Raw genomic sequence first — 15,736 nt, 5'->3', positions numbered from 1 at the left:
GCGGGTCAGCTCCTCGGTCGGCGGGGGCGGTTCGGTACGGCGTTCGGAACGGCGGCCCCGGCCTCCGGACCGAGCAGGGCGGCCAGCCGGTCGGTGGCGGCGGCCAGCCGCTCGGGCGGCAGCAGGCCGGGGCCCTGGGCGGCGGCGAAGTCGGCGAAGGCCTCCGGCGTGCTGAACTCCGGGCGGTAGCCGAACACCTCCCGCAGCCGGGTGGTGTCCACCACCCGGCCGTGGGTCAGCAGCCGCAGCTGCTCCGACGAGACGTCCACCAGCCGGGTCTGCCGGGCCAGTCCGGCCATCCAGCTGACCGCGGGCAGCAGCAGCGGCAGGGTGGGGCGGCCGAGCCGGCGGGCGCACTGGGACAGCAGCAGCACGCCCTCCCCCGCCACGTTGAAGGTGCCGGTGTTGACGGTGTCCGGAGCGGGTTCCCCGGCGGCCCGGCAGAGCACCGCGACCGCGTCGTCCTCGTGGACGAACTGGAGCCTGGGGTCGTAGCCGAGCACGGTGGGCAGCACCGGCAGCGCGAAGTACTCGCTGAGCGGCGTGTCGGCGCCCGGGCCGATGATGTTGGCGAAGCGCAGCACCGTCACCGCGACGTCCGGGCGGCGCCGGGCGAAGCCGCGCACGTAGCCCTCGACCTCGGCCGCGTCCTTGGCGAAGCCGCCGCCCGGCGGGTCCTTCGGCTGCATCCGCTCACTGAACACCGCCGGGTCGCGGGGCGCGGAGCCGTAGACGCCGGTGGTGGACTTCACCACCAGCCTGCGCACCCCGGGGGCCTTCTGGCAGGCGCCGAGCAGCTGCATGGTGCCGATGACGTTGGACTCCTTCACCGCGGAGCGGTTGGTGGAGCCCAGACCGGTGGCGCTGACGCTGAGGTGCACCACGGTGTCCACCCGGTGCTCGGCGATCACCCGGGAGACCGCGGGGCGGCGCAGGTCGAGCTGGTGGAAGGTGTACGGCGCGGCGGGACCGTCCGGCTCCTCGACCGGCAGCCGCGGCGGCTGCACGTCCACGCCGACGACCCGGTCCACGCCCGGCCGGCGGCGGACCTCCGCGGCGAAGCGGGCACCGAGATGGCGTGCCACGCCGGTGACGAGCACGACCACGCCCACGGTGCTGCACCCCATTCCCTCGACCCGAGCGGCCTGCTGGAACCGTACCGCGCCGCCGCGCCGGGCCGTGAAACGACACCGCCCGCCCCTGGCCACTCGGGCCGGGACGGGCGGTGGAAGCGCTGGGCTCGCTGGGCGCGGCCGGGGGGCGCTTACTTCTTGTTGCGACGCTGGACCCTCGTGCGCTTGAGAAGCTTGCGGTGCTTCTTCTTGGCCATACGCTTGCGACGCTTCTTGATGACAGAGCCCACGGAACAACCCTCGCTCACTGAGACTCTCGTCCGTGAGAGACGGAGTCCATACGACTGACGTGAGGGCCTAGCCTACCGTCCGCCTGGCCGGGCCTGTAAATCGCACTCCCGGCAGCCGGGAAACTCCCGGGAAATCCGGGGCGAACGGGGGCGCGCCCACGGCTGCGGACGCGCCCCCGCCCGACCCGCCGGCTACGCGCTCTCAAGCCGCACGTAGGACTCCTTGAGGTACTCGTGCACCGCCTGCTGGGGCACCCGGAAGGACCGTCCGACCCGGATGGCCGGCAGCTCTCCGCTGTGCACCAACCGGTACACGGTCATCTTGGACACCCGCATGACCGCGGCGACCTCGGCCACGGTCAGGAAGACGACTTCCTGCAGGGGACGCTCGACGGAACTCATGACCATCACCCGACCCTTAACCCGTGTGCAAGGCACCGGCTTCCCCTCCGGTGACTCCACCGGCACACGTGTATCCCCAGAGTAGTTATGGGTGGTACCAGTGGGAAGAGGGGAGATGCAGTCCTCGTACCGTGGGAGATAGCACCGTTGCAGTATGTAGCCACCCGGCGGATGGCACCGGTCGGCGTACGCACGGCCCGCCCTGTGCCTGGCCGGGGCGGCTGATTCAGGCCAGCAGTCCGTGGTGGGGGAACACCGCGCGGCGGCTCGCGAGGATGGCCTGATCGAGTCGGTCCGCCGGATCGTAACCCGCTTCGAAGTCGCGCCAGGCCGGGCGGGCGCCGTCGGTCATCCGCAGCGGGGCGGGGCGGCGGGTGCGGCGGTAGACCTCGGCGCGCCAGCCCTCGGGGGTCTCGGTGGCCGGGTCGACGGGCCGGCCGGCCGCGGTGGCGACCAGGTGGGTCCAGGTGCGCGGGACGACGTCCACCACCGCGTAGCCGCCGCCTCCGGTGGCCACCCAGCGGCCGCCGGTGTGCCGGTGGGCCAGCTCGTGCAGCTCCTCGGCGATCAGCCGCTGGGCGTCCACGGTGACGGCGAGGTGGGCGAGCGGGTCCTCCAGGTGGGTGTCCGCGCCGTGCTGGGTGACCAGGACCTGCGGCCGGAAGGCTTCGAGCAGCTCGGGCACCAGGGCGTGGAAGGCGCGCAGCCAGCCGGCGTCCCCGGTGCCGGCCGGCAGCGGCAGGTTGGCGGCGGAGCCGGGGGCCTCCGGGCCGCCGGTCTCGGTGGGCCAGCCGGTCTGCGGGAAGAGGGTGGCCGGGTGCTCGTGCAACGAGATCGTCAGCACCCGGGGGTCGTTCCAGAAGGCCTCCTGGACACCGTCGCCGTGGTGGACGTCCACGTCGACGTAGGCGACCCGTTCGGCGCCGAGTTCGAGCAGCCGGGCGATCGCCAGGGCCGGGTCGTTGTAGACGCAGAAGCCGGAGGCCTTGCCGGGCATCGCGTGGTGCAGTCCGCCGGCGAAGTTGACGGCGTGCGGGGTGTCGCCGCGCCAGACCGCCTCGGCGGCGGCGACCGACTGACCGGCGATCAGCGCGGAGGCCGAGTGGACCGCGGGGAAGGACCAGTTGTCGTCGGTGCCCAGCCCGTGCCGGGGATCCGACAGCTCGGGGTGCGCGGCGGCGTGCTTGACCGCCTCGACGTACTCCCGGGTGTGCACCAGTTGCAGGGTGGACTCCCCGGCGGCCGGCGCGGAGCGGACGGTCACCCCCGGCCCGGTGTCCAGCCCGAGGGCCTCGACCAGGCGCATGGTGAGCGCCAGCCGGGTCGGGTCCATCGGGTGGCCGGGGCCGAAGTCGTAGGCGGTGACGGCCTCGTCCCAGAAGAGGTGCAGGCCGCAGGGGGTGTCACGCTCGGCTTCGGGCATGGCCTCCACCGTAGTGGGTGGCGGCGGACCTGCGGCGGTCAGGGCACGCCGACCCTTCGCGGACGGTCCCGGGCCGTCACGCCGCGGCGGGCGCCGCCACCGGGGCCGGGGCGAAGCGCTCGGCCAGCGGCAGCACGGCGAGCACCAGCAGCATCGGGGCGAGCAGCGCCCAGCGGTACGAGCCGGCGTCCGCGATCGCCCCCACCAGCGGTGAACCGATCAGGAAGCCCACGTAGTTGAAGAGGTTGAGCCGGGCCACGGCGGCGTCCGAGTCGGCCGGGAAGAGCCGCCCGCCGGCCGCGAACACCTGCGGGATGACCGCGCAGATGCCGAAGCCGAGCACGGTGAACGAGGCGATGCCCGCCCAGGCCGTGGGGGCCACCGCGGCAAGTCCGAAGCCGAGCGCGGCCAGCGCCGCGCCGCCGCGCACCACCGCGACGGCGCCGAAGCGCTGCACCGCGCGGTCGCCCAGGGCCCGGCCGAGCAACATCGCGACCATGTAGCCGAGGTAGGAGAGCTTGGCCAGGTCCTCGCGGCTGCCCAGGCCGTCGGTGAGGTACTTGACGCTGTAGTTGGAGACCGAGGCGTCCGCGATGTAGGCGAAGGCCATCGCCAGGCACAGCGGCAGCAGCGGGCGCCACGGGATGGACCGGGCGGCGGCCTCGGCGGCCTCCCGGACGGCGTCGCCGAGTTCGGCCGGGCCGGCGAACCGCGTGCCGGTCAGCACCGCGAGCGGGGCGACCACCGCCCCGGCCGTGCCGAACAGCACCGGCAGCCCCAGGTCGTAGTGCGAGCCGAGGCCCGCGATCGCCGCGCCGAGGATGCCGCCGAGGCTGAACGCGGCGTGGAACCCGATCATGATCGAGCGGCCGTAGCGGTGCTGCAGCCCCACCCCCAGCATGTTCATGCTGGCGTCCAGAGCGCCCACCAGCAGCCCGAACGCGCCCAGCGCTAGGGCGAGTTGCCACAGCGAACCGCCCAGCCCGGCGCCCGCCAGGCTGAGGCAGACCGCCGGCTGGACCACCCGCAGCACGGCCCGGGCGCCGGTGCGCTTCACCAGCTGCTCGGAGAGGATCGAACCCACCCCGGCCAGGACCGGCACCGCGGCCAGGAAGACCGGCAGCAGCCCGTCGCTCAGCCCGTACCGGTGCTGGATCTCCGGGATGCAGGTGACCAGCAGCGCGAAGGTGGTGCCCTGGAGCAGGAAGCTGACGGCGAGCGCCGCCCGCCCGACGCGCAGGCCGCGCGCCATCGGGGACGGGACGGGCTGCACGGACGGCGCGGCACTCATGCGGGAACCTCGCTACTGGCCGGTACGGACGACGGTGGCCGAGAGCGTAGGGGCTGCGCCGCGATTGCGGGAGGGGTCGCGCGCGATCACTTCCCGCCGGAGGCCAGCTCCCGGGAACGGTCCCGGGCCGCCTCCAGGGCACCCAGCAGCGCGGCCCGCACCCCGTGGTTCTCCAGCTCGCGGATGGCGGCGATGGTCGTCCCGGCCGGGGAGGTGACCGCCTCCCGCAGCTTCACCGGGTGCTCGCCGGAGTCGCGCAGCATCACCGAGGCGCCGATCGCGGACTGCACGATCAGGTCGTGCGCCACCTGCCGGGGCAGGCCGAGCAGGATGCCCGCGTCCGTCATGGCCTCCACCAGGAAGTAGAAGTAGGCCGGGCCGGAGCCGGACAGCGCGGTGGCCGCGTCCTGCTGGGACTCCGGCAGCCGCAGCGCCTTGCCGACCGAGCTGAAGATCTCCTCGGCGCGTGCCAGGTGCTCCTCCCGCGCGTGCGAGCCGCCGGAGATGACGCTCATCCCCTCGTCCACCAGCACCGGCGTGTTGGGCATCACCCGGACGACCGGGGTGCCGGCCGCCAGCCGCTCCTCGAACCAGGCGGTGGGCACGCCGGCCGCCGCCGAGATCACCAGCCGGTCCGGGCTGATGTGCGGGGCCAGCTCCTCCAGCAGGGTGCCCATGTCCTGCGGCTTGACCGCCAGGATCAGGGTGTCGGCCAGCTTGGCGGCCTCGGCGTTGGAGACGGCCACCACGCCGTAGCGGGCGGCGAGTTCGACCGCGCGCTCGGGCCGACGGGCGGTCACCAGGACGTCCGACGGGGCCTTGCCGGCCCGCAGCAGACCGGAGAGCAGGGCCTCGCCGATCTTGCCGGTGCCCAGGAAGGCGATCTTCTGTCCGTGTGCTGCGCTGCTGCCCATGGTCCGCTCCTCACCTCGGTACTGCGGCCATCCTCGCACCGCTCGGCAGGGCCCGTCGGGACCGTCCGGTCCGTGGTCGGCGGCCCGCCGGGAGTCCGTTGACCGGCGGCCAGGAACCCCGGTGCCCCTAGGGAGAAAACTCGGGGGTTTCCCCTATGGCCTGCGGGGCCGGGCAGGCGCACCGTGGAGCCATGGCACACGACGGAATGTCCCGACGAGAGAACCGGCAACTCGCCGTCGCCTCGGCGACGGTGGGCCCGTGGCGGACGGCCGCGGGAGTCGGTGCGGTGGTGGGGGCGACGGCCCTGGGGATCGAGGCGATCTCCGGCGACTGGTCGCTGAGCATGCTGGCCGGACCGGCCGGCTGGGGCCTGTTCTTCTTCTTCCTGGTCGGCTGGGCCGGCAACCAGCTGCGCGGGGACGGCGGCGACCGGCGGCTCAGGCGGTGGGCCCGGGAACACCCGTGGCAGTCGGCACTCCCGGCGGCCGGCGGGCTGCTGGTGCTGGACACGCTGGCGCAGATGTTCCTCGGCGACGAGGGCCTGTTCGGCGCACTCCTCCTGTCGCTGCTCCCGGCCGCCGTCCTGCTGGGGATCGCCGGGGTGGTGCACGGGGTGAAGCAGGCCCGCGGCAAGGGCTGACGGCGCCTTTCCGGACAAACGGTGGTGAACCCCGCGACCGCGCACACGGGTTCACCACAAGGCGCGCCCCCGATCGACGGATCGTCACACCCCGTCGGCATACTGGCGCGATGCCAATCGCCGAAGATCCGGAACCGCGCCCCTCCGAGGGCGGTGAGCCGGGCGGGTCCTTCCCGTCCGGAGCGGGCGGGAAGGACCCGTTCGCAGACCTCGTGCTGGACGAGGAGTTCGTGCGCTCCGCCACCGTCAAGGAGCAGTCCGGCCGCACCCGGATGCTGGCCGCCCGCTGGAAGCACACCCCGCCGGTCGACCCGGGCGGCCGTCGTTCGGTCAACGACGGCCCCGCGGCGCCCAGGCGCCGGTTCGGGCGCAGGCCGAAGCTCCAGGTGGTCGATCCCTGGGGCAACCCGCGCCCGGCCAGGCGCCGGGGCGGCCGGTGGCGCACCCCGCTGCTGGTGCTGCTGGTCGTGGCGGGGCTGCTCGCCTCGCTCAACGTCAACGCGATCAGCAGGTGGATCTCCGACCACGGCTCCTCGAAGGCCGACGCGCCCGTGCCCACCGTCGCCCCGGAGACGGCCCGCCCGACCACGGCTCCGCCGTCCGTCGACCCCGGGCAGCCCACCGTCGCGCACCCCTGGGCCGGTTCACCGGCCGAGGGCTGGCCGACCGGCGCCGCGGGCATCGAGGTGCCCCGGGCGAAGGCGATCGGGGTCTTCGACGAGGACCAGGTCGCCGCCCAGTTGAAGCTGGTCAAGGACTTCCTGGTGGCCTCGAACCTGGACCCCCGGGTGACGGCCGGCGGGCGACCAGACGCGGCGCTCGCGATGCTGGACACCAAGGCACGGGAGAAGCCCGCCCAGAGCCTGGACACCCCGTCCGAGGAGACCAACCCCACCAGGTGGTTCTCCCGTTTCGACGCTCGTGACGCGATCCCGGTCGACGACACGGTCAAGGTCCAGGGCTGGACCAAGCTGGACGAGGACGGCAACGGCGGCGTCCTGGTGCACACCGACTACACCTTCGTGTACGCGCTGCGCCCCGGCCCGGACGCCGCGAAACTCGCGGCCGAGGAGCCGACCGATGCTCCGCGCCCTGGCACGTCCCCGGCCCCCGCCGGCGCCACCGCGAAGCCGGTGAGCTGGACGGTCACCTCGGCCGCGGACGTCGCGGGCGACACCTGGACCGCCCGCACCATCATCCGCCGGACCGCGGACTTCCGGTTCTACGACCCGGCCAAGTACCGGGCCGACCCGCAGAAGATCAACATCAGCAAGAGCAACAGCTTCGCGGGCAACAGCTCCTGCACGCTCCACGACGGGTTCTTCCACCCCGCCTTCGCCCAGTTCGACCGCCCCCACCCGGAGCGGACCGGGCCGACCGCCGACCCGTACGACCACAGCAAGGACCTGGACGGCGGTTCCGCTTGCAAGACGCTCAGCCGCGAGTAAGGGATCAGCGCCTGCGCTTCGCGCCGGGTCGGCCGCTGCGGCCGGTCCGGCGCTTGCCGTACTGCTCGACGGCCCGCTCGTGGGCGGCGCGCTTGACCCCCTCGCCGGGGGCCTCGACCAGGCTGCGGGCGAAGTAGGCGGCCAGGCCGCCGGCCCCGCCGATCAGCCAGACGGCACCGAGCGACCGGTCCTCGGCCATCCAGCCGGTGAGCTGGTCCTTGCCCTCGGTGAGCACCTTCCAGGTGCGCCGGACGGACATCATCGAGCAGACCGCGATCGCGGCGGTCAGCAGCCCGTTCAGGAAGCCCCCGTTGTCGGAGAGCGCGACGCCCTCGACCCCGAAGCGCAGCACCAGCGCGGCGGCGGCGGTGGCGGCCAGGGCGCCGATCGAGACGCCGATCCGGCGCAGCCAGTAGCCGTTGTCCCGGTTGACCCAGGTGGTGCCGAAGAAGCGGATCGGCTCCGGCTCGGGGGCGCCGGCGGGCTTGGGGGTGGGGGGCTGCTCGCTCACGTCGTCGATTATCACCCGAGCGGCACATGCGACGGAGGAGCCGTCCCGGTCGGCGGGACGGCTCCTCCTGGGAGTGGTCGGGCTCAGCCGAGCTTGCTGACGTCCCGGACGGCGCCCTTGTCGGCCGAGGTGGCCATCGCCGCGTAGGCCCGCAGGGCCTGGCTGACCTGGCGGTCGCGGTTCTCCGGCCGGTAGCCGTGTCCGGCCTCCAGGGCGCGGCGGCGCTCGGCGAGGACCTCGGCCGGCACCTCCAGGGAGATCGTCCGGGCCGGGATGTCGATGGCGATGGTGTCGCCGTCCTCGACCAGGGCGATGGTGCCGCCGGAGGCGGCCTCCGGGGAGGCGTGGCCGATGGACAGGCCCGAGGTGCCGCCGGAGAAGCGGCCGTCGGTGATCAGCGCGCAGGCCTTGCCGAGGCCGCGGCCCTTGAGGAAGGAGGTCGGGTAGAGCATCTCCTGCATGCCCGGGCCGCCCTTGGGTCCCTCGTAGCGGATGACGACGACGTCGCCCTCCTTGACCCGCTTGGCGAGGATCGCCTCGACCGCGTCCTCCTGGGACTCGCAGACCACCGCCGGGCCGCTGAAGGTCCAGATCGACTCGTCGACGCCGGCGGTCTTCACGATGCAGCCGTCCTCGGCGAGGTTGCCGTACAGCACGGCGAGGCCGCCCTCGACGGAGTAGGCGTGCTCGACGCTGCGGATGCAGCCCTTGGCGGCGTCGGTGTCCAGCGACTCCCAGCGCTCGGACTGCGAGAAGGCCTCGGCGGAGCGCTTGCAGCCGGGTGCGGCGTGCCACAGCTCGACGGCCTCGGCCGAGGGCGAACCGCCGCGCACGTCCCAGGTCTTGAGCCACTCGGCGAGCGAGTCGGAGTGGACGGTGTGGACGTCCTCGTTGAGCAGGCCGCCCCGGTACAGCTCGCCGAGGATGGCCGGGATGCCGCCGGCCCGGTGCACGTCCTCCATGTAGTACGAGCCGTTGGGCGCGACCTTGGAGAGGCAGGGCACCTTGCGGGAGATCGCGTCGATGGCCCGCATGTCGAAGTCCAGCTCGGCCTCCTGGGCGGCGGCGAGCAGGTGGAGGATGGTGTTGGTCGAGCCGCCCATGGCGATGTCCAGGGCCATGGCGTTCTCGAAGGCGGCGCGGCTCGCGATCGCGCGGGGCAGCACCGAGTCGTCGTCCTGGCCGTAGTGGCGGTTGGCGATCTCGACGACCGTCTGCCCGGCCTTCTCGTACAGGGCCCGGCGGGCGGTGTGGGTGGCGAGCACCGAGCCGTTGCCGGGCAGCGAGAGGCCGATGGCCTCGGTGAGGCAGTTCATCGAGTTGGCGGTGAACATGCCGGAGCAGGAGCCACAGGTGGGGCAGGCGTTCTCCTCGATGATCGCGATGTCCTCGTCGGAGACGTTCTCGTTGACCGCCTGGGAGATCGCGTCGATCAGGTCCAGCTTGCGCACGGTGCCGTCGACCAGGGTGGCCTTGCCGGCCTCCATCGGGCCGCCGGAGACGAAGACGGTCGGGATGTTGAGGCGCAGCGCGGCCATCAGCATGCCGGGGGTGATCTTGTCGCAGTTGGAGATGCAGATCAGCGCGTCGGCGCAGTGGGCGTTGACCATGTACTCGACCGAGTCGGCGATCAGGTCGCGCGAGGGCAGCGAGTAGAGCATGCCGCTGTGGCCCATCGCGATGCCGTCGTCGACGGCGATGGTGTTGAACTCGCGCGGGATGCCGCCCGCCTGCTTGATCGCCTCGGAGACGATCCGGCCGACCGGCTGGAGGTGGGTGTGGCCGGGGACGAACTCGGTGAAGGAGTTGGCGACCGCGATGATCGGCTTGCCGAAGTCCTCGCGGGCTACGCCGGCGGCCCGGAGAAGCGCCCGGGCGCCTGCCATGTTGCGACCGTGGGTGACCGTACGGGACCTCAGCTCGGGCACTGTGCTCCACTCCTTCGGGGCTGTCGCCGACGCCCCGCCGGTGGGGAGGGCGCGGGGGCCGTTGTGGCTTACGAGCCTACGCCCGACGTCCGGCCGGCGGACGGCCCGTCCGCGATGCGGGCAGTCCTCGGGGGCCGGCGGGTCAGCCCCGCTTGACGGCGACGGTGACGTCCAGGACGAACGGTTCGACCACCACGCCGTCCGGGAACTCGGCGAGCATGGCGCGCCGTTCGGCGGCCAGTACGGGGGCGCGCTCCTCGGGGGCGAGCGAGGCCAGGTAGGAGCGGGAGGTGAGGTCGGTGAGCAGGTGGTCGACGGTGAGCCGGCGCTCCCAGTGCAGCACGGCCCGTTCGACGGCGAGGCCGGCCGGGGCGAAGTGGCTGGTGTGGGCGTTGATGCCGCCGTAGCCGTGGTAGCGGTCGGGGAGGGCGGCGGCCATCCGCTCGCCCCGGGCCCGGACCCACGGCACGGTCTCGTCCTGCACGTTCCACCAGGTGGCGACCGCCCCGCCGGGCCGCAGCACCCGGACGGCCTCGGGGACGGAACGCTCCGGGCTGGTCCAGTGGAAGGCCTGGGCGTAGGTGACCAGGTCGGCGGAGCCGTCGTGGAAGGGCAGGTCGTCGCCGTTGCCGCGGACCAGCGGCAGGGTGGGCGAGGAGAGCAGGAACTGGGCCGCCATGCCGTCGCTGGGCTCGACCGCGACGACGTCCGCGCCCCGGCCGGCCAGCAGCCGGGTGGCGATGCCGGTGCCGGCGCCGACGTCCAGGGTCCTGGCGCCCTTGAGGCTCCGGCCCCAGAGCCGCTCCACCGTGTCGAACAGCTCGTCGGGGTAGGTCGGCCGGCCCCGGTCGTACTCGGCGGCGACCGCGCCGAAGCTGACCGCGACCTCGTGGCGGCTCGGACCCTTCGTCATCTCTCCCCCTTCGTACCGCAGTTCGCGCCCTGGCGGGCCCCGCGTTCAGCGTACGCGCGAGGGGGTGGCGAGGTGCAAGCGGGTGAAGGCGAGGGCCTCGGCGAGATCGGCCTCGCGTTCGGCGGGGGACGCGGAGCGGCGGGTGTTGACCTCCAGCACCACGTGGCCGTCGAAGCCGGTGCGGGCGAGGTGCTCCAGGAACTCGGCGCAGGGCTGCTTGCCCCGGCCCGGGATCAGGTGTTCGTCCTTGCCGGAGCCGCTGCCGTCGGCCAGGTGGACGTGGGCGAGCCGGTCGCCCATCCGCTCGGCCATGGCGAAGGCGTCGATGCGGGAGGTGGCGACGTGCGAGAGGTCGATGGTGAAGTGCCGGTAGTCCTCGTCGGTGACGTCCCAGCCGGGCGAGTAGGCGAGCACCTCCCGGTCGCGGTAGCGCCACGGGTACATGTTCTCGACGGCGAAGCGGACGTCGGTCTCGCCCGCCATGCGGTTGATGCCCTCGACGAACTCCCGGGCGTACTGCCGCTGCCAGCGGAACGGCGGGTGGACGACGACGGCGCTCGCGCCGAGCTTCTCGGCCGCGGCCCGGGCCCGGACCAGCTTGGTCCACGGGTCGGTGGTCCACACCCGCTGGGTGATCAGCAGGCAGGGCGCGTGCACGGCCAGGATCGGCAGCTGGTGGGCGTCGGAGAGCCGGCGCAGGGCCTCCAGGTCCTGGCTGACCGGGTCGTTCCAGACCATCACCTCGACGCCGTCGTAGCCGAGCTTGGCGGCGAGTTCGAAGGCGACGGTGGTGCTCGCCGGGTACACCGAGGCAGTGGACAGCACCACCTTGGTGTCCGGGATGTGCAGGGCCGGGTGCCGGGGCAGCACCAACCGGTCGGTGGTGCGCAGCAGCGGCGGGCGGGCGGCGTCGCGCTTGGCGGCCTTGACCGAGCGGACGGACTGGACGGCGGCCTTGGCGGCGCCGGCGGCCCGGGCGGTGCGGGTCTCCCTGGGCGGCTGCCGGGTGTGCTCGGCCTTCTTCGCGGCCTTCTTCGCGGACTTCTTCTCGGCCGTCTTCGCGGCGGTCTTCTCGACGGCCTTCTTCGCGGTGCGCTGGGCCGCCTTCACGGCCTTGGTGGCCTTGGCGGCAGGAGTGGCCCTGGCCGCCTTGGCGGCCGGTGCCGACGCGGCGCCCTTGACCGCCTTGCCGAGGCGACCGCGCGGGACCGTCGGCCGCGACTGCCCGTCCGCTCCGGGAGCGCGGCCCTCCTGCGTTCCGTCCTCGCCCGTTGGTTGCACCACGGGAGACAGCGTAAGCGGAGCACGCGCCGAACGGGGCGGGTTGCCCGGCGGAGTGACCATCGGCACGCCGGGGCGGCGGCGTCCGGGTGGGCCGCGGCCGGGGCCTGTCCGCCGGACAGGCCCTACGGGGTGAGCGCGGGGCGGCGCTCGGTGGGGCTGCCGTTCATGGCGTCCAGCTGGCGCAGGATGATGCCCTCGCGCAGCGCCCAGGGGCAGACGTCCAGCTCCTCCAGGCCGAACAGGTCCATCGCGGCGTCGGCGACCAGTGCCCCGGCCAGCAACTGCTTGGCCCGGCCCTCGGAGACGCCGGGGATCTGCGCCCGTTCGGCGACGGTCATCGCGGACAGTCGCGGCAGCCAGGCGGAGAGCCCGCTGCGGGTGAGCCGGCGGTCGGCGTACGGGCCGGCGTCGGCGGGGGCGGCGCCGGTCATCCGGGCCAGCTGCTTGAAGGTCTTGGAGGTGGCGACGGCGTGCCGGGGCGGCCCGAGCCGGGAGATCTCGCCGACCACGTGGGCGATCTCGGCCCGGATGTGCCGTCTCAGTTCGCGCAGCTCGTCCGGGTCGGCGACGTCCCCGGGCAGCCAGCGGGCGGTCAGCCGGCCGGCGCCCAGCGGCAGGGAGCAGGCGACGTCCGGCTGCTCGTCCAGGCCGCAGGCGATCTCCAGCGAGCCGCCGCCGATGTCCAGGTTGAGCAGCCGGCCCGAGGACCAGCCGAACCAGCGGCGGACGGCGAGGAAGGTGAGCCGGGCCTCGTCCTGCCCGGAGAGCACCCGCAGTTCGACCCCGGTCTCGTCGGCGACCCGGCGCAGGACCTGCTCGCCGTTGGCGGCCTCGCGCACGGCGGAGGTCGCGAACGGCAGGATGTCGACCACGCCCTTGTCCTCGGCGACCCGCAGCGAGGAGGCGATGTGCCCGATCAGCCGCTCGACCCCGGCCTCGGTTATCGCGCCGGACTCGTCCAGCAGCTCGGCGAGGCGCAGCTCGGCCTTGTGCGAGTAGGCGGCGAGCGGGGCGGCCCCCGGATGGGCGTCCACCACGAGGAAGTGGACGGTGTTGGAACCTACGTCGAGCACACCCAGTCGCATAACTCTCCACGCTACGCGATTCGAGCGTCGAGGCGATCGGTTGTGCCGGTATTCGCGCTGGTCCAGGTCGTTCCCGTCCGTTCCCGACCGTTCCGGGTGCGATCGGCGCCGCCGGCCGGTGCCCGTCACCCGGCGCCCGCCGTCCGCTGCCCGTCGTTCAGTGGCCGCGGGCTCCGGCCCGGCGCTCGGTGCGGCAGTTGGCGTCCACCCAGCGGCGGGCCGGCCCCGGGGTGTCGGTGATCAGGCCGTCGGCGTCCCGGGCGGTCATCAGCTCCCAGGCCTCCTCGCCGTCCAGGGTCCAGACGTAGACCTCCCGCCCGGCCTTGCGCTCGGCGGCGATCCGGGCGGCGCTGGCCAGGCCGGTGTCCAGGGCGATGCCGTTGAGCTTCAGGTCCTTCGGGTCCTCGGCGATCGCGCCGCTCTGGATCAGCACCACCGGCAGGGCGGGCGCCACGGCGTGGGCCTGGCGCAGGTGGTCGACCGAGAAGGAGTAGAGGACGACGTGCGCCTTGCTGCCGGCCGCGATCCGGGCGATCCGGGCGACGTCCTCGGGGCGCTGCCACTTGATCTCCATCAGCAGCGTGGCGCTGCTGTCGGAGAGCCGCTTGAGCAGTTCCTCCAGGGTGGGGACGGGCTGGGCCGGGCCGGGGCCGACGGTCACCCGCAGGGCGGCGACCTGGGCGGCGGTCAGGTCGGCGACGGCACCCTTGCCGTTGGTGGTGCGGTCCACGGTGGGGTCGTGCATCAGCACCGGGACGCCGTCCCGGGTGGTCTGGACGTCGGTCTCCAGCCAGTCGGCGCCCTGGTCGAGGGCGGTCTCGAAGGAGGCCATGGTGTTCTCGGGCGCGTTGAACGGCGCACCCCGGTGGCCGATCACCACCGGCGACGCGCACACCGCCGGTGCGGCGACCGAACGGGCCTGCAGCGCGGGGCCGGCGCCCGCGGCGCAGCCGGCCGCCAGGACCGCGAGCGCGGCGAGGACGGCCGTACGGGCGGCGCGGGGCGGGGCGGTCACGGGCTCGGTGCTCCAGCTGCTGCTCGGTTCTGCTCGGTGGTCGTCTGATCGTTCTGACAGCTCCGCGGTGGTGTCCGGTTCCCGGCACCGCCGCCCGAGGTTCGGATCAGAGCAGACCGTCCCACAACTGTTCCACGATGACGGCCCACCAGTTCTCCGGATCGCCGAAGACCGTACCGTCCAGCTCGGCCAGGCCCCGCTGCAGGGCGTCCACCGCCGCGCCCGCGGCCGCCGGGTCCAGCCCTCGCAGGGCGGGCCACCAGCCGGCGAACAGCTCCAGGCAGCGGACGAAGACGCGCAGGTCGGCGTTGCAGTGGCGGACCGTCCCGTAGTCGGGGTCGACCGCCAGGACGGCACCCGACCCGGTGTCCAGGGTGATCAGTGCCCAGCCGTCCGTACCCAGCACCAGCTGCCCGGCGAACGCCGACCGCTCGCGTTCGGCCACCCGGGTGCCCCGGCCGAGCGCCGCGAGGTGCGGGCCGAGCGGCGGCAGGACGGTGCCCGGGCGGGAACCGTCCGCGATCGCCTCCGCCCCCGGGTGGTGCAGTGCGAAGAACCCGTCCACCGCCTTCGGCACCCCGGCGGACAGCAGCAGCGCGGCCGCGTCCCCGGGCAGCTGCGCGCGCGCCGTGTCCGCCGGATCGAAGCGCTGCACGCCCGCCGGGCCGAAGCGCCGCACCAGCCGCTCCGCCAGGGCGGCGTCCGGCTCGCCCGGCAGCGGCGGCACCGCGCGCGGGAACGGCACCCGGTTGCGCCCCGGCCCGTCCGGCGGGGCGGGCAGCTCCCGTACGGCGACCGCCCGGTGGTCGGAGCGCGGGCCGTACGGCAGCTCGAACTCCAGCCGGACGTGCGGTAGTTCGGCGGCCAGCGCGTACGACCAGTAGCCGCCGGGCAGCGCGCTCAGCCGCAGGTCGGTCCGCACCGCCAGCACGTCCTCGGCCGGGACGCCCTGCTCGCGCAGCCACCACCAGCCGCGCAGCGCCGGGTGCGGCAGCCCGGCGGCCGAGCGCAGCGCCAGCGCACGGGTCGTGCCGGTGCCGTCCCGGTAGGTCAGCTCGGCCCGGGCGCCCCGGCCGGTGGCCGGCGGCCTGGTCGGGTCGTAGCCGCCCGCGCCCACGAAGTCCCGGTAGAGCCCGACCACCTCGTCCACCGGCACCGAGGGCCACACCGTGAACCGCCCGCTCTCCCGGTCCACCACGGCACACGCGGCCCCCACCTCCCCCGGCGCCCGCCGCTCACCGCTCCGCGGATCCACCTCCACCCGCGGCGGCTCCGCCCACACCACCCATCCGAGCTCGAACTCGTGCGCACAGACCCGCCGCACCGCCCCGGCCCCCTGCGGCAGATCCCCGTTGATCCACCGATGCCCCGCCTCCACCGCCTGCGCCCGCGAGATCACCCGTCCACCCCCGTCAACACCCACTCCGACCCCACCATCATCCAGCCCCCGCGGTCGGTTCGCGCCGGTCACCCCGGTGCCGCACGTCGCGGCACCGCTCCGCGGCCCGCGGTGGCATC

The 15,736-nt window shown here is 74.1% G+C and carries 15 protein-coding genes; 2 read left to right on the top strand and 13 right to left on the bottom strand.

The features are described from left to right. Positions 1 to 5: 5 nt before the first annotated feature. The 6 genes from ACIRVF_RS29465 to proC all read right to left on the bottom strand — a co-directional run bounded on the left by ACIRVF_RS29465 (position 6) and on the right by proC (position 5,393). Positions 6 to 1,112, bottom strand: coding sequence for an NAD-dependent epimerase/dehydratase family protein (locus ACIRVF_RS29465; protein WP_402824416.1), 1,107 nt, complete (start codon positions 1,110 to 1,112; stop codon positions 6 to 8). Positions 1,113 to 1,264: 152 nt separating this feature from the next. Beyond that, a complete protein-coding gene (locus ACIRVF_RS29460) occupies positions 1,265 to 1,363 on the bottom strand; it encodes a 30S ribosomal protein bS22 (RefSeq protein WP_003948845.1) in 99 nt (32 codons plus the stop codon). A gap of 192 nt (positions 1,364 to 1,555) precedes the next feature. Next, the gene (locus ACIRVF_RS29455) at positions 1,556 to 1,765 is read right to left on the bottom strand and encodes a helix-turn-helix domain-containing protein (protein ID WP_045699258.1); all 210 of its coding nucleotides are present in this window, start codon (positions 1,763 to 1,765) and stop codon (positions 1,556 to 1,558) included. Between the two features lie 226 nt (positions 1,766 to 1,991). Beyond that, positions 1,992 to 3,188, bottom strand: a complete 1,197-nt coding sequence (locus ACIRVF_RS29450) for an acetoin utilization protein AcuC (RefSeq protein WP_402824250.1) — start codon at positions 3,186 to 3,188, stop codon at positions 1,992 to 1,994. 76 nt (positions 3,189 to 3,264) lie between these two features. Continuing rightward, complete coding sequence (locus ACIRVF_RS29445) at positions 3,265 to 4,479, bottom strand: MFS transporter (RefSeq protein WP_402824247.1); 1,215 nt, start codon at positions 4,477 to 4,479, stop codon at positions 3,265 to 3,267. 86 nt (positions 4,480 to 4,565) lie between these two features. Then, positions 4,566 to 5,393 (bottom strand): pyrroline-5-carboxylate reductase, encoded by an 828-nt coding sequence (gene proC / locus ACIRVF_RS29440; protein ID WP_402824245.1) that lies wholly within the window; start codon positions 5,391 to 5,393, stop codon positions 4,566 to 4,568. 191 nt (positions 5,394 to 5,584) lie between these two features. Here proC and ACIRVF_RS29435 point away from each other — a divergent pair, with 191 nt between their 5' ends. After that, positions 5,585 to 6,034, top strand: a complete 450-nt coding sequence (locus ACIRVF_RS29435; RefSeq protein WP_402824242.1) for a hypothetical protein — start codon at positions 5,585 to 5,587, stop codon at positions 6,032 to 6,034. Positions 6,035 to 6,144: 110 nt separating this feature from the next. Next, a complete protein-coding gene (locus tag ACIRVF_RS29430; protein WP_402824240.1) occupies positions 6,145 to 7,482 on the top strand; it encodes a hypothetical protein in 1,338 nt (445 codons plus the stop codon). Positions 7,483 to 7,486: 4 nt separating this feature from the next. On the opposite strand, the gene ACIRVF_RS29425 is transcribed toward ACIRVF_RS29430, so the two are convergent. From ACIRVF_RS29425 to ACIRVF_RS29395, 7 genes are all read right to left on the bottom strand, one after another. Further along, complete coding sequence (locus ACIRVF_RS29425) at positions 7,487 to 7,993, bottom strand: hypothetical protein (RefSeq protein ID WP_402824237.1); 507 nt, start codon at positions 7,991 to 7,993, stop codon at positions 7,487 to 7,489. 83 nt (positions 7,994 to 8,076) lie between these two features. After that, positions 8,077 to 9,921, bottom strand: a complete 1,845-nt coding sequence (gene ilvD / locus ACIRVF_RS29420; protein ID WP_402824234.1) for a dihydroxy-acid dehydratase — start codon at positions 9,919 to 9,921, stop codon at positions 8,077 to 8,079. Between the two features lie 142 nt (positions 9,922 to 10,063). Then, positions 10,064 to 10,834, bottom strand: coding sequence for a class I SAM-dependent methyltransferase (locus ACIRVF_RS29415; RefSeq protein WP_402824231.1), 771 nt, complete (start codon positions 10,832 to 10,834; stop codon positions 10,064 to 10,066). Positions 10,835 to 10,879: 45 nt separating this feature from the next. Further along, the gene (locus ACIRVF_RS29410) at positions 10,880 to 11,683 is read right to left on the bottom strand and encodes a sugar phosphate isomerase/epimerase family protein (RefSeq protein WP_402824413.1); all 804 of its coding nucleotides are present in this window, start codon (positions 11,681 to 11,683) and stop codon (positions 10,880 to 10,882) included. Between the two features lie 557 nt (positions 11,684 to 12,240). Beyond that, entirely contained in the window at positions 12,241 to 13,203 is a 963-nt protein-coding gene (locus ACIRVF_RS29405; RefSeq protein WP_402824228.1) for a Ppx/GppA family phosphatase, read from the bottom strand. Positions 13,204 to 13,360: 157 nt separating this feature from the next. Then, positions 13,361 to 14,218 carry a glycerophosphodiester phosphodiesterase gene (locus ACIRVF_RS29400; RefSeq protein WP_402824225.1) on the bottom strand — a complete coding sequence of 286 codons (858 nt, stop codon included), beginning with the start codon at positions 14,216 to 14,218 and terminating at the stop codon, positions 13,361 to 13,363. A 106-nt stretch (positions 14,219 to 14,324) separates the two neighbouring features. Next, complete coding sequence (locus ACIRVF_RS29395) at positions 14,325 to 15,617, bottom strand: SUKH-4 family immunity protein (RefSeq protein ID WP_402824222.1); 1,293 nt, start codon at positions 15,615 to 15,617, stop codon at positions 14,325 to 14,327. Between the last annotated feature and the right edge of the window lie 119 nt (positions 15,618 to 15,736).

It is taken from the genome of Kitasatospora sp. NPDC101157, from assembly GCF_044768255.1.
Classification (GTDB): Bacteria; Actinomycetota; Actinomycetes; order Streptomycetales; family Streptomycetaceae; genus Kitasatospora.
Note: the sequence above shows the minus strand (reverse complement) of the source record. Positions and strands in the feature narration are given on the sequence as shown.